This is a genomic window from Bacteroides sp. MSK.20.82 (genome assembly GCF_019052485.1).
Taxonomy (GTDB): Bacteria; Bacteroidota; Bacteroidia; order Bacteroidales; family Bacteroidaceae; genus Bacteroides; species Bacteroides thetaiotaomicron.
In genome coordinates this window covers 1-18,654 of record NZ_JAHQUN010000039.1, presented here as the reverse complement: position 1 = coordinate 18,654, position 18,654 = coordinate 1, and the positions used below count along the sequence as shown (strand labels likewise).

Here is an 18,654-nt window from a genome sequence, read left to right as displayed (position 1 = left end):
GTACACGACTTCTACCGCCACCTACATTTTTCCCATGTCCTTCTCAGGTTCCGATACGGAATGCCTCCCGATAACCCTCCATCAGCAGCCGTTCGATATCCGACTCCCGGTACAGGATTTTCCCTCCCAGCTGGATATAAGACATGCGCCCCGCATCCCGGTATTCCTGCAATGTCCGGCGGCAGGTCTTCAACAATTTGGCCACTTCCCGGTCTGTCAGGTAGCGTTCCCCGCCCAATACGGGGCGGTAGTTTTCGGCCAATAATTCAATGTGGTCCAATGCGTGCTCCAGCATTCTGAACAGCGCGGCCATCTGTCCGCTTTCCCTTGTCATCAATTCGTTCATTGTCAGTCTGATTTAAGTGATACTCATTTAACCTTCCTCAAATAGTTTTTCCTTTCAAGGCCGCCAGGGTGCGGCGTTCCTCCACCAGCGGCACGATGCGCCGCACGTCCTCCGCCCGGTAGAACATCTTGCGCACAATCTGTGAGTAAGCCAGCGTGCCGTTGTCGCGCAGCGTCTGCAAGGTGCGCGGGCTGATTTGCAGGATCTGGCACACCTCCGTGCTGTCCAGCCATTCACTGAGGCGTTTCTCCTCCGCCTTGCGGCAGAACCTGTCCACCATTCCGGCCAGCCGGTTGAAACGCGCCATCAATTCCTCAAAAGTCTTTTGCTCGATTACGATTACATTTTCCATAAGATTACCGTTTAATTGTGATTATGCCGCAAAGTAAACGGAATTACGGGCAGAGTCCACCGCTTGTCAGGCGCGTGGCAGCATTTGGCGTTGTCGTGGCAGCCGTTGGCGTTCTTCGGGTACATCTATCTCCCCATCATTCCTGTTCCAGTCCCTGCCCCACACCTTATATATAATATATGGTAAGGCAAGACACCTTATGTACCTTGAGGGATGGAAACAGCGGCATAAAAGCTTTTTCAGACCTGCCGGACGGGACTTTTCAAAAAAATCATTGCCGACTCGGTAACGACTATGGAAAACGCCTCTTGCACAATACCGATTTTTGCAGCGTAATCATCAACAAGGAACGATATGGACACAGAGAAAGTGAAACAGAACCCGGCCGTGGAAGCGGCGGGAAGCAGTGGCGGGCAAGCCGCAAGAATCTTCAAGAAGGAGAATATCCCGAAGACGGCGGAAACGGTCGGGCGGGACACCTTCGAGGAATGGATGGGACGCATCATGGAACGTTTCGACCGCCAGGACCGGATCATCTCGGTGCTGGTGAACAAGGATGCCGCCGGAGTGAAGTACCTGGACGGGGAACGGTTGTACGACAACCAGGACCTGTGCGAGATGCTGAGGACAAGCAAACGGTCGCTGCAACGCTTCCGAAGCAAGTACAGGCTCCGTTACCAACGGATTGGTCACAAGACCTATTACAAGGAATCGGACGTGCTGGAGTTCATCAGCCAAAATATGGAGGAAGTGCTGCAAGGCGGTACCAAGGTGCTCCGCATGAAAGAGCAACCCGGCATGGAAGCCCCAAAGAACAAATCCGGCAAAAGACCGGGCCACAAGAAGTATTCACCTAAAAAATAAAAGTAAAAATGATGGCAACGGAAAAAGAAAACATGGCCATGACGGCTGAAACCAGAGAACAGAAACCGAGTATGGCCACCTGCAAGGAAGCCTTGGCGGATTACAGGCGGATTTACCTGCCCGTGCCTGCCATTGAAGACCGCAAGCCGGTATTCCTCAGCAAGGAGACCCGTGACAGGCTGGACCGGATAGTCCGGTTGTTCGGTGAGCGGAAAATGAGCGTTTCAGGATTGACGGAAAACATCGTCCGCCGCCACTTGGAAATATATGAGAAGGAAATAGACGAATGGCGCAAGCTGTGATTTTGATAACCCATTAAAAAACATCGAAAAAAATGGAACAGAAAAAGAAAAAGCAAGAGGACGTGCTGGTCGTCCGCGACGAGAAAACGGGCGAGATCAGCGTGGTCGCCGGGCTGGACGGCAAGGGCTACCCCAATACGAAGCCCGCGAAGCCGGAACACTCGCAGGACTTCCTGCGCTTCGACCGCCACGGGGACATGGTGGACAATTTCTTCAAGAACTTCTACCGCCAGTGCAAGGAGCCGACGCGCTTCGGCTTCTATCGGGTGGCGGCGGATGCGGTGGACACGCTGCTTCCCGTCATCAAGGACTTCCTGAAAGACCCCGTGGCAAACGCGGAGATACTTGCCTCGCACAAGGTGGACACCGCCAAGTACCAGCAACAAGCAGAAACAGAGAATGTCAAACAAGAAAAAAATAACAACGAACCCATTAAAAAGACAGAAGAAATGGAAAAGAAAGAAGAACTGAAACAAGAGAAGGATGTTCAGCAGCCACAGGTAGCTGAAACACAGGAGAAGCCTAATCTGATAGCGGACGACCAAGTAAACTGGGAGGAACTGCGCAAGTGCGGCATTGACAAGGAGAAACTCTCGGAAAAGGACCTAAAAGCCCTGATGAACTACGGCAAGACGGGATTAGTGACGGTAAAGCCGACCTTCGGCTATGAGAGTTACGAATTGCAGGCCCGATTGTCTTTCCAGAAGATGGAGGACGGCTATCTGAAGCTGACACCCCATTTTATCCGCAATGAACCACGCCTTGACATCCCCCACAGGGGCTACACCTTCACCGAAGAGGACAAGAAGACGTTGAAACGCACGGGCAACCTCGGCAAGCCCGTCAACTTCGCCAACGAGAAGACAGGTGAAATCAAGCCCCACTACATCAGCATCGACCGCCTGACGAATGAAATCGTGGACATCCCTGCCGACAAGGTGCGCATCCCTAACAAAATCGGACAGACCAACCTGTCAAGGGAAGAGCAGGACATCCTACGTGCGGGATTGCCTTTGCCCAAGGAAGTGATGCTCTCCAACGGGCGCAAGTTCCAAGCCTTGTTGCAGGTGAACGCCGACAAGCGCGATGTGGAGTTCGTGCCGGGACAACCGAGGCAGCAGCAATCCCAGCGTCAGGGAAACGGCCAAGGTAAGGCGCAGGACAATTCCAATTCGCCCCAACAGTCACAAGGTGAAGAAGATGGGAATAACCAGCAACGCCGTAACCGCTCGTGGACAAACGAGGACGGGAGCATCCGCCCCATCAAGAAATGGAAAGACGATGTGTTTACCGACCAGCAGATAGCCGACTACGTGGCGGGCAAGACGGTGGTGCTCGCCAATGCGAAGGACGACCAAGGCCAGCCCTGCACGAAGTACCTGAAGTTCAACTTCGAGAAAGGCCGACCGCTGACCTACTCGCAGAACCCCGACCTCGCGCAGACCGTCGCACCGTCCAACGAGAGCCGGACACAGCTCGCCGTGAACAACGAAGGGAAGACCAACGAAGCGACCAAACACGTGAAAGAGCCGTTGCAGCAGGGTCAGACCACGCCGAAGAATGATGCGCAGCAGAAGCAGCAGGCCAAGAAATCCAAAGGCATGAAAGTATCTTCCTGATTGCCGCCACTAAATCCATCCGATAAGTATTGACGGGCTGAAACGGGGAACATGCACCGCCTTGTGCGCATATCCCACAAACAATGCCGTGCCCCGTTTCATCCCCATTAAAGACAAAAGTATCAACGAATAAAAAAACAGAGAAAGACATGATTACCATATTGGCAGAAAAACCGAGCGTCGCCCGTGAGATAGCACGGATTGTCGGCGCGATGAAAAGGGAAGAAGGGTATTTCACCGGGAACGGCTACCACGTGACATGGGCGCTGGGGCATCTGGTGCAGCTTGCCCTGCCAGACGGCTACGGCATCAAGGGCTTCCGGCGCGACAGCCTGCCTGTCATTCCTAAAAACTTCGAGCTTATACCCCGACAGGTAAAAACGGACAAGGGCTACAAGGCGGACGCGGCGGCGGTGAAGCAAATCAAGGTGATAACCAAGCTGTGGAACGAAAGCGATGGCATCATCGTGGCGACCGACTGCGCCCGTGAAGGCGAACTGATTTTCAGGTATTTGTATTCCTATATCGGCTGCACCCTGCCGTTCCAAAGGCTGTGGATAAGCTCGCTGACAGATGCCGCCATCCGCAAGGGATTAAAGAAACTGAAGGACGGCCGCGAATACGACAACCTCTATCAAGCCGCCAAAGCCCGCAGCGAAGCCGACTGGCTGGTAGGCATCAACGGCACACAGGCGTTGTCGGTGGCCGCCGGGCGCGGCACGTATTCCGTGGGACGGGTGCAGACACCCACGCTGACGATGGTCTGCCAACGTTTTTGGGAGAACAAGCGTTTCCAGCCCGAACCGGTATACCAGCTCCATTTCACCACGCCGTCGGTGAGCGTGGATGAGGTCGTGAAGTTCGCCTCGGTGGAGAAATGGAAGGACAAGGAGGAAGCCGCCATACTATATAATAAGGTAAAGGAACAGATGGCAGCAACCGTTACCAAAGTCGAAAAGAGGGAAAAGATAGAGAACCCTCCGCTCCTGTACGACCTGACCACGCTACAAAAGAAGGCGAACACGAGGCACGGCTTCACGGCGGAACAGACGCTCGCCCTCGTGCAGAAGCTCTACGAGGCGAAGCTCGTCACCTATCCGAGAACATCAAGCCGCTACATCCCGGAGGACGTGTTTGACGAAGTGCCCATGCTGTTCGACCGTCTGGCAACCCATTCTTCCTTTGCGGAGAAGATTGGAGCCTTGGACGGACTGAACCGCCGCAGCGTGGACGCCTCGAAAGTGACCGACCACCATGCCCTGTTGGTGACACCCAACCGTCCATTGGCGCTCTACAAGGACGAGCAGACCATCTACGACATGATTGTGGGGCGCATGGTGGAAGCGTTCTCCCCGGAGTGCGTCAAGGACACGACCACCGTCCGGGCGGAGTGTGAGGGCATAGCGTTCGAGACAAAAGGCTGCATCGTGCGCAAGGCGGGCTGGCGGTCGGTCTATGGCGAGGACAACATAGACACCGTTTTGCCCGACTGGAAAGAAGGTGATATATTGGCAATGAGCGGCTGTTCGATGAGTTCGGGCATGACACGCCCGAAGCCGTTGCATACCGAAAGCACCCTGCTGGCGGCGATGGAGACCGCCGGGCGCGAGGGCTTGGAGGACGAGGAAGCGCGGCAGGCGTTGAAGGACTGCGGCATCGGCACGCCCGCCACCCGTGCCGCCATCATCGAGACCCTGCTCAAAAGGGAATACATGGTGCGCGTGAAGAAGTCGCTCGTGCCGACGGAGAAAGGGCTTGCCCTGTATTCCATCGTCAGGGGCATGGACATCGCCGACGTGGAGATGACGGGACGCTGGGAGGCGGAACTGGCGGAGATAGAAAAAGGCAGGATGCCGCACGAGGCATTCATCCGCGACATTGAAAGCTATACCCGGAAAATCACCACGGAACTGCTTGCCTCGGACAAGCTGTTCGGGCACAAGGCATCGGACTGTGCCTGCCCCAAGTGCGGCAAGGGTACGATGCAGTTCTACGGCAAGGTGGTGCGCTGCGACAACCCGGACTGCGCCCTGCCCGTGTTCCGCCAGATGGCGGGCAGGACGCTCACCGACGCGGAAATGAACGAACTGCTGGCAAAAGGCAGCACGGGTGTCCTCAACGGCTTCAAGAGCAGGCAGGGCAAGCCGTTCAGCGCAATGGTCACATTCGATGCGGATTTCAATACAAAATTCGTGTTTCCCGAAGCCAAAGGCACAAAAAAATTCACTAACAGGAAAGGAGGAAGAAAATAATACGTACCTTTTAATAAAGTAAGCTGCATCTCGGAATAAAAAATAAGCGAGCTTATTTTGTTCTCCCCTCGATTTGCATTACTTTTGCCACTGATTCATGTCATAATCTGTTTCAATTCGTTGATACTCGTTATTCACATGGATTTAGTGGCGGCACTCGGAGGGATACCGGGTGCCTTTTTTCTTCTTTCCTATCCATTCCACAATCTGATTTTTCACCACTAAATCCATCAGAAAATGAAACAGAACAAGAAAACCGTCCCAGCGGAACTGTCCTACTACGGGCTGTACCTGCTGGACTACCTGAGAAAATACCATCCCGACAAAGTTTCCGACACGTACCTTATTGCAGAGAGGGAGGAAGCTGCCGCCACCACCTTTGAAAAAGAAAGGTCGGCAGGAAGTACGGTCGAGTATGCCCACGAGGAAGCCATGCGCGTCCTGCTGCACGGGCTGCACTTCTCGCCCTACGCCCTGCTGCGCGAGGTCGTGGAAAACGAGTTCGCCGACGAGGTGGCGGAATCCGGCCGCGAGGCGTTCTGCAACGAGCTTTATCCCTACTTGACAAACCTGTTCGCCGGTTACGACACGTCGGACGACACCTTCGCCCTGTCGCCCGGACACGACCTGCTCTACACGGAGCTGGTGGGAACCGTCATGCTTTATCTGGAGTCCTATGGCGTTCAATAGGAAACAGAAGATGCGCGACAACATCGAGGCGGTACGCACGGCGTTCACGCTGGACCGGGAGCGGCGCACACCCACCGAGAGGGAACGTGCGCTATTAGAGCGTTACTGCGGCTTCGGGGGCCTGAAGTGCATCCTGAACCCGGCAAGGGAACTGGCGGACGCCGCGCGTTGGGCGAAGTCCGACCTCGAACTGTTCGCGCCTACGGTGGAACTGCACCGAATCATTAGAGAGAACAGCAAGGATGAAACGGAGTACAAACGCTACGTGGACTCGCTTAAAGCCTCGGTGCTGACGGCGTTCTACACCCCGAAAGCAATAACCGACACCATCGCGGACGTGCTGCACGACAAGAAGGTGCGCCCCAACCTCGTGCTGGAGCCGTCAGCGGGCATGGGCGCGTTCATCGGCTCGGTGCTGTCGGACAACCCGCAGGCGGAGGTGATGGCCTTCGAGAAAGACCTGCTGACGGGCAAGATGCTGGGACACCTGTACCCGCAGCAGAAGATACGCACGGAGGGCTTCGAGAAGATAGAAAAGCCGTTCCTGAACCGTTTTGACCTTGCCATATCCAACATCCCTTTCGGGGACATCGCGGTGTTCGACCCGGAATATGCCAACGGCTCGGTGTTCAAGAAGATAGCGGCAAGGAAGGTGCATACCTATTTCTTCCTGAAAGGGCTGGACGCGGTGCGTGACGGCGGCATCGTGGCGTTCATCACCTCGCAGGGGGTATTGAATACGGAAAGCAACGGCGGCACACGCTACATGATGACAAGGAAAGCGGACTTGGTGTCCGCCATCCGCCTGCCGAACAACCTGTTCACGGAAGATGCCAACACGGAGGTGGGGTGTGACCTGATAATCCTGCAAAAGAATGAAGGCAAGGAGGAACTTTCCGAGGAAGACAAGAGGTTGGGCGATGTGGTAAAGAGCAACCACACGAACATTGTTTCCAACGGGTATTTCCTCGACCACCCGGAACGCATCATCCATACCGACGCGAAAAGGGACACCGACCCTTACGGTAAGCCCGCTATGGTTTATACGCACAGCGGTGGTGTGGAGGGCATCGCAACGGATTTGTACCAAATGCTGTCGGCGGACTTGTCGGCACGGCTGGACTTGGAACGCTATAATGGCATCAAGGAAAAAAGGCAGGAGACTCGGCAGACGATTGTCGTACAACCTATGCAGACGGAGGCGAAAAAAGAAGAAAAGTCGGTACAGTTGAAAGCGGAACCGGTGCAAGCCGTGGCTCAGGAGGTGGAAAGCAAACGCCCCGAAGCCCCGGTTATGGACTTGTACGACCTGTTCGGCTACACGCAGGAAGAGCGGCGGTTGGCGGAACGGGGGCTGAAACCGGAACGGAAGAAAAGCGGTAAGTCCAAAGGGAAGAAAGCCGTACAGCCAACATTGTTCTCCCTCCCGAAGAGCGGAAAGGAGGAAGCGGCGAAAAAAGAAAGCGGAAAAGTGAAAGCCAAATCCACAGAAGCGGCTTCCGACATCACGTCCTTGACTCCGGAAGAAGCGCAGGAAATGGAGGAAATTATCCGCAACAGGATGGATGTGCCGCAAGCGTCCCGACAGGAAACCGTTTCTGCCACTTCACCCGATGTGAAAGACGCTTCCGAAACCACAGAGGACGATGACCCGGAGGATGCCATCTACCGCAGTCTGGACTGGGAGACCAACCCGCCCATCAACGGCTTCTATGAAATGATGATGTCGCTCACGCCGGAACGCCGGGCGGAACTGCGCCGCCTCGGTCGGGAGAAGATGGATGCCAATGCAGCCAAACAGGCGGAAAGGGCGGCGGAGGCGAAAAAAGAAGAAAGACAGGCTACGGAAATGGAGCAACCATCGTCCGTGCGCCCATTTTATCCCGTTGAGAACGGTTTTGAGGCGGAAGGGAAAGCGCAAATCGAGCGTGTGGAAAGGGAAATGCGCGAGGAAGAAGCCGCCTTGACACCCGAAGAACGGCAACGCCGGAAAGAGGAAGCGATGATGCCACGCCCGTTCAAGGGCATCATGGAGCCGCACTTGAAAGACGGCTCTCTGGTATGGGAACACACAGGCGGCGTCCGCTTCCAAATCGGGGTGCTGAGGGATGTCACCAGGTACGGGGCGACTTTCCAGCCGCTCGACATGGAGGGGATGCAGGCGCAGAAGGCACAGTTGTACATCGACCTGCGTAACACCTACGAGCGGCTCTACGTCCACGAAGCGGAGAACCACGAGGAAAACGCCCTGCTGCGCCGCAACCTGAACACCTACTACGATGAGTTCGTCATGCGCTACGGCAACCTGAACGCCAAGCACAACGCAAAGTTCATCCTGATGGACGCTTCGGGGCGCAACATGCTCTCGTTGGAGCGCGGCGAGGACGGGCAGTTTGTCAAGGCGGACATCTTCGACCGTCCCGTTTCCTTTTCGCAGGAAACATTGGTCGAAGTGGAATCGCCCGAAGAAGCCCTGTCCGCCTCGCTCAACCTGTACGGCGGCGTGAACCTGCCCTACATGGAATCCCTCTGCGACCTGCCGCAAGCGGAGATGCTGGAAGCCCTGAAAGGGCGGGTGTTCTACAACCCGTTGGCGGAGGGCTACGAGATTGCCGACCGCTTCATCGCCGGGAACGTGGTGCAGAAAGTCGCCGACGTGGAGGGCTGGATTAGGGAACACGAGGGACACGCAATGCTGCCGCAGGCGCAGGAGTCATTGGCGGCTTTGCGCGAGAATGTGCCCGAACAAATCCCCTTCGAGGACTTGGACTTCAACTTCGGGGAGCGTTGGATACCCACGGGCGTGTATGCCGCCTACATGAGCCGCCTGTTCGACACGGACGTGCGGATAACCTACTCGGAAAGCCTTGACGAGTATTCCGTGAACTGTGCCTGCAAGACGATGAAAATCACAGACGAGTTTCTGGTAAAGGGCTATTACCGCAACTACGACGGCATGAACCTGCTGAAACACGCGCTGCACAACACCTGCCCGGACATGATGAAAAGCATCGGCAAGGACGAAAACGGGAACGACATCAAGGTGCGCGACAGCGAGGGCATCCAGCTCGCCAACGCGAAGATTGACGAAATCCGAAACGGCTTCACCGAATGGCTGGAAGAACAGTCGCCGGAGTTCAAGAAACGCCTGACAGATATGTACAACGGCAAGTTCAACTGCTTCGTGCGCCCGAAGTACGACGGCTCGCACCAGAAGTTCCCGGGCTTGGACCTGAAAGGCTTGGGCATAAAGGACTTGTACCCCTCGCAGAAGGATTGCGTATGGATGGTGAAACAGAACGGCGGCGGCATAGGCGACCAGGAAGTTGGCGGCGGCAAGACGCTGATAATGTGCGTCGCCTCCTACGAGATGAAGCGTCTGGGCTTGGCGCACAAGCCGATGATTATCGGGTTGAAAGCCAACGTGAGGGAGATTGCCGAGACCTACCGCAAGGCTTACCCCAACGCCCGCATCCTCTACGCCTCGGAGAAGGACTTTTCCGCCGCCAACCGGGTGCGCTTCTTCAACGACATCAAGAACAACGATTGGGATTGCGTCATCATGTCGCACGACCAGTTCGGAAAGATCCCGCAGTCGCCGGAGTTGCAGCAGCGCATCTTGCAGGCGGAACTGGACACGGTGGAGGAAAACCTTGAGGTATTGCGTAGTCAGGGCAAGGACGTGTCACGCGCCATGCTGCGGGGCTTGGAGAAACGCAAGTTCAACCTGCAAGCCAAATTGGAAAAGGTGGAACACGCCATCAAGACGAGGGCGGACGACGTGGCGGACTTCAAGCAGATGGGCATCGACCACCTCTTTGTCGATGAGAGCCACCAATTCAAGAACCTGACGTTCAACACGCGCCACGACCGAGTGGCGGGGCTGGGCAACTCCGAGGGGAGCCAGAAGGCGCTGAACCTGCTGTTCGCCATCCGCACCATACAGGAACGGACGGGCAGGGATTTGGGAGCCACGTTCCTCTCCGGCACGACCATATCCAATAGCCTCACGGAGTTATATCTGCTGTTCAAGTACCTGCGCCCGAAGGCGTTGGAGAAGCAGGACATCCGCTGTTTCGACGCATGGGCGGCGATATTCGCTAAGAAGACGACCGACTTTGAGTTCAACGTAACGAACAGCATCGTGCAGAAGGAACGTTTCCGCTACTTTATTAAAGTACCCGAACTGGCGGCGTTCTACAACGAGATAACCGACTACCGCACGGCGGAGGACATTGGCGTGGAACGTCCGAAGAAGAACGAGATACTGCACCACATTCCGCCCACGCCCGACCAAGAGGTGTTTATCGGAAAGCTGATGCAGTTCGCCAAGTCCGGCGATGCGACTATCTTAGGCAGGCCGCCGCTGTCGGAAACAGAGGAAAAGGCGAAGATGCTCATCGCCACGGACTATGCCCGGAAGATGGCATTGGACATGCGCATGATTGACCCGAATTACGAAGACCACCCCGACAACAAGGCGAGCCATTGCGCCAAGATGATAGCGGAATACTATCATAAATACGATGCGCAGAGGGGTACGCAGTTCGTGTTCAGCGACCTCGGTACATTCCAGCCGGGCGGCGGATGGAGCGTCTATACCGAAATCAAGCGCAAGCTGGTGGAGGACTACGGCATACCCGCCCATGAAATCCGCTTCATTCAGGAGTGCAAGACCGAGAAGGCAAGGAAGGCGGTCATCGAGGCGATGAACGAGGGGCAGGTGCGTGTGCTGTTCGGATCGACGAGTATGCTCGGCACGGGTGTGAATGCCCAGCGCAGGGCGGTCGCCATCCATCACCTCGACACGCCGTGGCGGCCGTCCGACCTCGCCCAGCGTGACGGACGGGCGGTCAGGAAAGGCAACGAGATTGCCAAGCTGTACGCGGACAACAAGGTGGACGTCATCATCTATGCCGTGGAGAAGTCGCTGGACTCGTACAAGTTCAACTTGTTGCACTGCAAGCAGACGTTCATATCGCAGTTGAAGTCCGGCGCGATGGGCGCACGAACCATCGACGAGGGGGCGATGGACGAGAAGTCGGGCATGAACTTCTCAGAATACATGGCGATACTGTCGGGCAACACGGACTTGCTGGACAAGGCGAAGCTCGAAAAGAAAATCGCCTCGCTGGAGGGTGAGCGCAAGTCGTTCAACAGGGGCAAGCGCGATTCTGAACTGAAGCTGGAAAGCAAGACAACCGCTCTGCGCAACAACCAAGCCATTATCGCCGCCATGACGGAGGATTGGGAGAAGTTCACCGCTGCCGCACAGATCGACAAGGACGGAAACCGGCTCAACCTGATAAAGATTGACGGGCTGGACACCACCGATGAAAAGGCCATCGGAAAGCGGTTGCAGGATATAGCCAAGAACGCCACGACAGGCGGAGTACCCCAGCGTATCGGTGAATTGTACGGCTTCCCCATCAAGGTGGTGAGCGAGCGGACGCTCAGCGAGGGGTTGGAGTTCATCGACAACCGTTTCCATGTCGAGGGTAACTACAAGTACACCTACAACAACGGGCATTTGGCGATGGCGGACACCCATGCCGCCGCCTTGAACTTCCTCAATGCGTTGGAGCGTATCCCGGCGATTATCAAGCAGTACGAGGAAAAGAACGAGGTGCTGGAGCGTGAGATACCGCAGTTGCAGGAGATAGCGGGCAAGACGTGGAAGAAGGAGGAGGAACTGAAACAACTGAAATCCGAACTTTCCGCTCTTGACCGCAAGATACAGTTGGAACTGGCTCCTAAACAAGAGCCAGTACTGGAAGAAGACGGAAAGGGAAAAGAATCCCAGAAAGAAAGTCTCCATGCCGGGGTATCTCATGAAATCGTCCCGACTCCGCCATCAGACAGGCACACTTGGCATATCCGTCCGGAAATGCAAACGGAGGCACCTTTACCGCAGGTAAAGAAAGTGAGGATTTGAGGCGCTTGGATAAAAACAGTTAAGGGGCATACGGGAGGACAACCGTATGTCCCCGGCTCACTTATATTTTATCAGCAAAAAAAACGATTATTATGGCAACAATAAAAATCAAGTTCAGGTCCTCTTCGGTCGCAGGCAAAGAGGGCACGTTATGTTATCAAGTGATACACGGGCGGCAGACCCGCCTGATTAGTACGGGGTATAAATTGCACCTTTATGAATGGGACAAGGAAGCGGGCAAAATCCGCAGCGTGAAAGGCAATCCGGACCGGGAACGCTATCTGGAAGCCTTGCGTTTCCGTATGGAGGAAGACCAGAAACGGTTGAACGGCATTATCCGGAAGCTGGAACAGTCAGGGAAACTTTCTTCCGAGCAGATAGTCCTTGCCTATCACAGTCCGGAAGGACATGACGACTGTTTCTTTGTCTATGCCCGGAAAGTCATCGACCAGACCAAACGCATGGGGAAAGAGCGGACATCCGAAGTCTATGCCAGTTCACTCAACAGTTTCATCCGTTTCCGGGGCGAAGCGGGAGATGTACCTTTGGATGCGATGGATTCCGTCATGATGATGGAATACGAGGCTTACCTGAAGCAGAACGGGAAATGCCCGAATACGGTATCTTTTTACTTGCGCAATCTGCGTACCTTATATAATAGGGCATCGGAGGAAGGATTGGTGGAAAACCGCAGTCCGTTCCGCCATGTCCATACGGGAGTTGAGAAGACGGTCAAAAGGGGCGTATCCTCAGAAATCATCGGACGGATCAAGAATCTGGATTTGGAATTATATCCGGCCTTGGCTTTCGCCCGGAACCTGTTCCTGCTCTGCTTTTATCTTCGCGGCATGTCTTTCGTGGACTTGGCTTTCTTGAAAAAGAAAGATTTGCAAAACGGCGTGCTTGTCTATCGGCGGCACAAGACCGACCAACAGCTTTGCATCAAATGGGAGCAGCCCATGCAGGAAATTGTCCGGAAATACACAAATCCGGATTCTCCTTACCTTCTTCCCATCATCAAGGTGCCGGGAGAAAAGGAAAGACGGCAATACCTGAATGCCTCGCATGTGATGAACAAGCGGTTGCAAAAGATTGGCCGGATGGTTGAATGTCCCATCAAGCTCACGTTTTATGTCGCAAGGCATGGGTGGGCCAGCATCGCCAAGAGTCAGAATGTGCCCGTGCCTGTCATCAGCGAGGCGTTAGGGCATGATTCGGAAGATACGACCCGCATCTATTTGGCCCTACTGGATTCTTCGGTGGTGGACAAAGCCAACAGCAAGGTCATCCGGTCTATTGGCAGATAAGAATGATTGGGTACCCCCAAACACATTTTGTAAGTTGAGAGATTCCCCTTGAACCTTTCCCGTTCAGGGGGATTTTTGTTGGACAAAGTGGTAAATCTCTCTTTAAGAGATGTTTCGCACGCCGCAAAATTACAAAAAATACTGCAATCCACACAGGATGAATCCTGAAAATTACGTTTTGGGCGAACCTTCCCACAGGATTTGTTCGACAAAAGAAGAAGAATTGTTTGACAAATAAAAGTGTATGAATTAACAAACTGTTTATTTTCAAATAAATAGCAGGTTGGATACATCTCTTAAAGAGAGATGTACCGATTCAAGGCCTGAGAGCGCGATGTACATTCTGTAGTGGTAGCCTCATTAAAGGTACAGCTATCCTTTGTATATAAGCGGATTAGGGGGGGAATAAAATGCGAATCGACAAGAAAACCGTTGGGAAAAAGGCTTGGCGGTAGAAAGTGGATTTGTTCGACAAATCGGTGTATCTCTCCGTAAGAGATGTATTTCGCATGCAAAGTTACACACAATTGTTGGGAAAACGGTGATAAATACCAAAAAAGTTAAGAAATGAATAGTTTCCAATACGTCCTTAAAAAGGATTTGTCGAACAGTTGTTTGACAAATTGTAATTATTACATTTTATACTTCATTGGATATCACCTAATTATCTCCAATTGCTAAACATGATACATCTCTTACGGAGAGATGTACCGATAATGTACATGATTTCGAGTCTACCAAAGTACGATTGAGGTCATGCCGAAATAAGATAATGATAGCATATATAATGCTGGGGAATTTCCCCGAACTTTTGGATAATACCGTTGTAACTACATGTGTTTCAATATATAATAAACACTTGGAGGAGTCGGAAATGTATCCCTTCACCAACTAAGGCGTAAGGCTATCCATTTATTATCATGGACGAAATACTACCTATAGAGGATAAACTGCACTGGTATGCCATGCGTGACCTCAAACGCAGACATGCCAAATTGCCCGCCTACAAGATGTTCGAGAACTTGAAGGTGCAGTGTTTCACTCCTATGGTGCATCGTTTGGTCGTAGTTGGTGGCAAGCGGGTGGATCAGGAAGTGCCTTTCATGCAGGACTTGCTTTTCGTGAAAGACACGAGGGAGCATCTTGATGCCATTGTGGAGAGTACCCCCAAGCTTCAATACCGTTACAAGCTCGGTGTACAGCACACTCCTATCATCGTCCCTGTCGCAGATATGGAACGTTTCATCAAGGCGGTAGAAGCCAGTGATAATCCTAAGTTCTATTCCCCTGACGAGGTGACACCGGAGATGAGAAACCGGAAAATCCGCATCATCGGCGGGCAGTTGGACGGATATACGGGCACATTGGTGACCACACGTGGTTCGAAGACAAAAAGGCTGCTGGTGGAACTGCCCACCTTGTTGGCTGCCTCCATAGAAGTAGAAGCGGAGTATATTCAGCTTATTCCATGAGGATATGAACCGATTGTAAATTTTTCCCTAACAAACAGGAAAAATCAATCCCCCTTGCGACCGAAAATTAATGCTATTATAAATTGATTTAATCACAATTTCAATGAACAGGTTCGGCATAGAGCTTGGCAAGTTGATGGAGAATCATCTGTCAGACATACTTTTCAGTGAGCGTTCCAATAGAGAGCATATTCATCTGTACCGTGTTGATAATTATTGGGTGGCATTCGAACGTTCTGCTTTTCACCTTTGTCACATCTATACGAAATCGGTTATTAATGCGATGAAAGTGTTTCGTGTGCCCCTCCCTATTGTTGTGACAAGTGTAGAGGACAGGGAAATGCCATTTGCCGTAGGTGACATGGAGTGTATGAAAAGAACATTTGTAGAAAGGATATACAAGACAGGAAAGCCAGTTGACGGCAAATCATTCAATGAATGGCACTACCAAAACACCATAGTATTTCAAGACACAGGCTATAGAAGGTCTTAAACAAAGAAAAATCAGGAATATGAGTATAAATAAAGTATTTTACATCTTGCTCATTGTCGCAAGTACAGTGACACTGGGCTCGTGCGGTTCTTCCAAGGAAGTAGTTTATTTCCAGGATTTGAGACCCGGGGAAACAGAAATCAAGTTGCCTGAAGTGAAAGCCATTACAGTCCGACCGGAGGATAAGATTTCCATTATCGTCAACAGCCGTGACCCCCAGTTGACGGACTTGTTCAACCTGCCTTATGTGTCCAGGCAATTGGGTCAGTCTTTAAGGACAAATGGCGTGACGGCTTCAAGCAATCAAGGAGTATCCGCTTATACCGTAGATGCCAACGGTAAGATAGATTTTCCTGTACTTGGCAAGATACACGTGGCCGGAATGAAGCGGGAAGAAATCGCCGAATGTATCAAGAACGAATTGATAAAGGAGAATTTGGTGAAAGACCCTGTCGTGACCGTGGAATTTGCCAATCTCTGCATATCCGTGTTGGGCGAGGTGAACAGTCCGGGACGTTTCAGCATTGACCGGGACAGGCTGACCATACTCGATGCACTCAGCATGGCAGGCGACCTGACCATCTACGGAAACCGTTCCAAGGTGATGGTGTTACGGCAAGAAGGGGATGTGCAACGGGTGTACGGACTGAACCTCACTTCCGGCGAACACATCTATTCTTCACCCGCCTATTATCTGCAACAGAATGACGTGGTGTATGTGGAACCCAATGAAGTGAAAGCCCGTCAATCTACCGTCAACGGCAACAACGTGCGTTCCACCTCGTTCTGGATTTCGCTGGCATCGTTGCTGACTTCTGTGGCCATCCTCATTTTTAATTAATCACGTCCAATCTAAATATTGTATATCGTGGCAACTCAAAACAATATATCCAAACCTAAACAGAAGGAACTTGCGGAGAAGATAGGCGTTTCCGCTTCCCAGTTGAGCCGCATTGTCAGCGGCGAAACAAGAACGGTAAGCAGTGATATTCTCATAGGTGTGGCAAAGGAATTTAAGGTATCGACAGACTACATACTGGGCTTGTCCACCGTGAGCGTTCGTAAAAGCTACGATATTTCTGAATTAGGCTTGTCAGAGGGAGCCGTAAGAGGGCTTGTGACGGGTGCTGTTGATGTGCAAATCCTCAATCGCCTGTTGGAACACAGGAGTTTTCCCAAGCTGATAGATTTGATACGGATTTATTTTCAGGATACGGCGGCAAAGGGCATAACAGCAAGAAACCAGCTTATCGAGATGGCAACGGCTTCCCTGTCCGACCTGATGAAAGAACACCCGGAACACCGGGCAGAAGCGAAGCAGGATTTACAGCTTTTGAACGCCCAAAAGATGGGGGAACATGAAGCGGAGATTGAAAAAATCAAAAATGTGTTCCTGGCTATCCTGCGGGATATTAAGAAAGATATTGACAACGGGGAACAGCCGGGGGAAGCTGTGACCGCCGCTATGTTCCAAGCCATGCGGGACGCACTGGCGGAACAGAAACAAAAACCGCTTTCCATTGACGATGTAACGGCGATGATAGCCGGACAGATCGGACAGCTTGCACCGATGGACGAGGAAACCGCCGACCTGTTTCAGCGGTTAGTAAAGAAAATGATTGAACAGGCAGAGAAATAAATGTAGGAGAATATTAGAAAATGGGAAAAAGCAACTCGTACTATATGCAGCTTCATGTAGAAGCACTGTTTACAATGAATGAAAAGAACGAACTTATGACTATAAGGGAACCATGGGACTCCACTTCACAGCCGGCTCCCCGCTTCTATTTGACAAGACCACTTTACGAAAAACCACATACTTATTTTCGCGCTGACGTACCGAAAGAATTAAGAGAAAAACTACAATCAATTACCAACAGAGAGCCAGTACTGATGCTGCCGAATGAATCACCTATTTATGATAAAGAATATCGGCAACTATTAGGAGAAAGTAAGATTTCAGAAGATGCTTGTTTTTGGCTTCCTGAACAGCCAAAGTTAAAAGCCTGCCTACTCACTAAAGACAACATTGAGCCTCAGATGAGCCACTATTTTCCCTGGCTACCTGAAGAGTTGCTGGATGTTCCCTTTTGCGCTGCTTATTTGGAAGATTCTCAAGTCGTATCTATTTGTCGTAGTGTTCGGATTATTCTTGAGGCAGAGGAAGCGGGAATTGAAACGGCTGAACTTTACAGAAGAAAAGGGTATGCATTCCACACACTTGCAGAATGGGCAGAAGCAGTTAGACGAAATGGTAGTATTCCTTTGTATAGTGCGTCCACTTCTAACTTAGCCTCTTTAGGTTTAGCAAAAAAGGCAGGCGGCATTTTCTTTGGTAACGGTTTTTGCGTTTGCTGATTTATGGTTTTGGGGTATAATAAACTGTTTGAAGAAGAAAAGAAGCGGCTAAAATAGATTGCGGAGAAGTTGGACTTGCCGAAAAATCCAAACCCACAGCGGGGACGGAAAAAGAAATAGAGAACAGCAAATCGAAATAGGAGGAGTGAAAATGAACCAAGGAAGAATTATTGTGATTACAGGTTCGCCGGGAACAGGAAAGACAACAATTGCGTCGATTGTCGCAAAAGAATCGAACATGGATAAATCTGTGCATATGCACACAGACGACTTTTTCCATTATTTAAGCAAAGGAGCAATACCGCCGCATTTATCAGAGTCCAACGAACAAAATTTAGTTGTTATTGAAGCCTTTTTAGAAGCTGCAAAGCGCTATGCCCGCGGTGGATATGATGTAATTGTAGATGGAATTGTAGGGCCATGGTTTTTAGAACCATGGAGAGCCCTTGTTCGAGAAGATTATGAAGTACACTATATTGTTTTAAGAGCCAGTAAAGAAGAAACTATGAAGCGAGCTGTGGAGCGCTCAAAATTAGACAGAAAAACAAATGTTGAATTAGTAGAAACAATGTGGGAGCAATTTTGCAATCTGGGAATATATGAATCGAGTGTTGTAGATACGACCAATTATTCCATTCAAGAAACTGTTTCCGCAGTACAAGAA

Annotated in this window: 15 protein-coding genes; 13 read left to right on the top strand and 2 right to left on the bottom strand. The window is 52.0% G+C overall.

Annotated elements, in window-relative coordinates; translation table 11 throughout:
• Window positions 1-43: 43 nt before the first annotated feature.
• Together KTR07_RS21595 and KTR07_RS21590 are read right to left on the bottom strand one after the other, a co-directional pair.
• On the bottom strand, window positions 44-346 hold the full coding sequence (locus KTR07_RS21595; protein ID WP_004292750.1) for a helix-turn-helix domain-containing protein: 303 nt from the start codon (window positions 344-346) through the stop codon (window positions 44-46).
• 37 nt (window positions 347-383) lie between these two features.
• Window positions 384-698 carry a helix-turn-helix domain-containing protein gene (locus KTR07_RS21590; protein ID WP_004292751.1) on the bottom strand — a complete coding sequence of 105 codons (315 nt, stop codon included), beginning with the start codon at window positions 696-698 and terminating at the stop codon, window positions 384-386.
• Window positions 699-1,052: 354 nt separating this feature from the next.
• Between KTR07_RS21590 and KTR07_RS21585 the strand changes: the two genes are divergently transcribed.
• The 13 genes from KTR07_RS21585 to KTR07_RS21525 all read left to right on the top strand — a co-directional run.
• A complete protein-coding gene (locus KTR07_RS21585) occupies window positions 1,053-1,562 on the top strand; it encodes a helix-turn-helix domain-containing protein (RefSeq protein WP_004292752.1) in 510 nt (169 codons plus the stop codon).
• 8 nt (window positions 1,563-1,570) lie between these two features.
• Window positions 1,571-1,864, top strand: coding sequence for a DUF3408 domain-containing protein (locus KTR07_RS21580; RefSeq protein WP_004292753.1), 294 nt, complete (start codon window positions 1,571-1,573; stop codon window positions 1,862-1,864).
• Between the two features lie 32 nt (window positions 1,865-1,896).
• Entirely contained in the window at window positions 1,897-3,483 is a 1,587-nt protein-coding gene (locus tag KTR07_RS21575) for a DUF3945 domain-containing protein (protein ID WP_004292754.1), read from the top strand.
• Between the two features lie 149 nt (window positions 3,484-3,632).
• A complete protein-coding gene (locus KTR07_RS21570; RefSeq protein ID WP_004322053.1) occupies window positions 3,633-5,735 on the top strand; it encodes a type IA DNA topoisomerase in 2,103 nt (700 codons plus the stop codon).
• A gap of 237 nt (window positions 5,736-5,972) precedes the next feature.
• The gene (locus KTR07_RS21565; protein WP_004292755.1) at window positions 5,973-6,425 is read left to right on the top strand and encodes a DUF1896 family protein; all 453 of its coding nucleotides are present in this window, start codon (window positions 5,973-5,975) and stop codon (window positions 6,423-6,425) included.
• Window positions 6,412-12,360: an N-6 DNA methylase gene (locus KTR07_RS21560; RefSeq protein WP_017140768.1), complete on the top strand. Its 5,949-nt coding sequence runs from the start codon at window positions 6,412-6,414 to the stop codon at window positions 12,358-12,360. The genes KTR07_RS21565 and KTR07_RS21560 overlap by 14 nt, the downstream gene beginning before the upstream one ends.
• 92 nt (window positions 12,361-12,452) lie before the next feature.
• Window positions 12,453-13,667, top strand: coding sequence for a site-specific integrase (locus tag KTR07_RS21555; RefSeq protein WP_004292757.1), 1,215 nt, complete (start codon window positions 12,453-12,455; stop codon window positions 13,665-13,667).
• 920 nt (window positions 13,668-14,587) lie between these two features.
• Window positions 14,588-15,139 carry a UpxY family transcription antiterminator gene (locus tag KTR07_RS21550; RefSeq protein WP_004292758.1) on the top strand — a complete coding sequence of 184 codons (552 nt, stop codon included), beginning with the start codon at window positions 14,588-14,590 and terminating at the stop codon, window positions 15,137-15,139.
• 103 nt (window positions 15,140-15,242) lie between these two features.
• Window positions 15,243-15,632 (top strand): hypothetical protein, encoded by a 390-nt coding sequence (locus tag KTR07_RS21545; protein ID WP_004292759.1) that lies wholly within the window; start codon window positions 15,243-15,245, stop codon window positions 15,630-15,632.
• Between the two features lie 19 nt (window positions 15,633-15,651).
• On the top strand, window positions 15,652-16,473 hold the full coding sequence (locus tag KTR07_RS21540; RefSeq protein ID WP_004292760.1) for a polysaccharide biosynthesis/export family protein: 822 nt from the start codon (window positions 15,652-15,654) through the stop codon (window positions 16,471-16,473).
• A gap of 18 nt (window positions 16,474-16,491) precedes the next feature.
• Window positions 16,492-17,271, top strand: coding sequence for a helix-turn-helix domain-containing protein (locus KTR07_RS21535; protein ID WP_217315504.1), 780 nt, complete (start codon window positions 16,492-16,494; stop codon window positions 17,269-17,271).
• Between the two features lie 74 nt (window positions 17,272-17,345).
• On the top strand, window positions 17,346-17,990 hold the full coding sequence (locus tag KTR07_RS21530; RefSeq protein ID WP_138274751.1) for a GNAT family N-acetyltransferase: 645 nt from the start codon (window positions 17,346-17,348) through the stop codon (window positions 17,988-17,990).
• 151 nt (window positions 17,991-18,141) lie between these two features.
• On the top strand, window positions 18,142-18,654 hold a 513-nt coding region (locus tag KTR07_RS21525; RefSeq protein ID WP_217315503.1), incomplete at its 3' end, for an AAA family ATPase.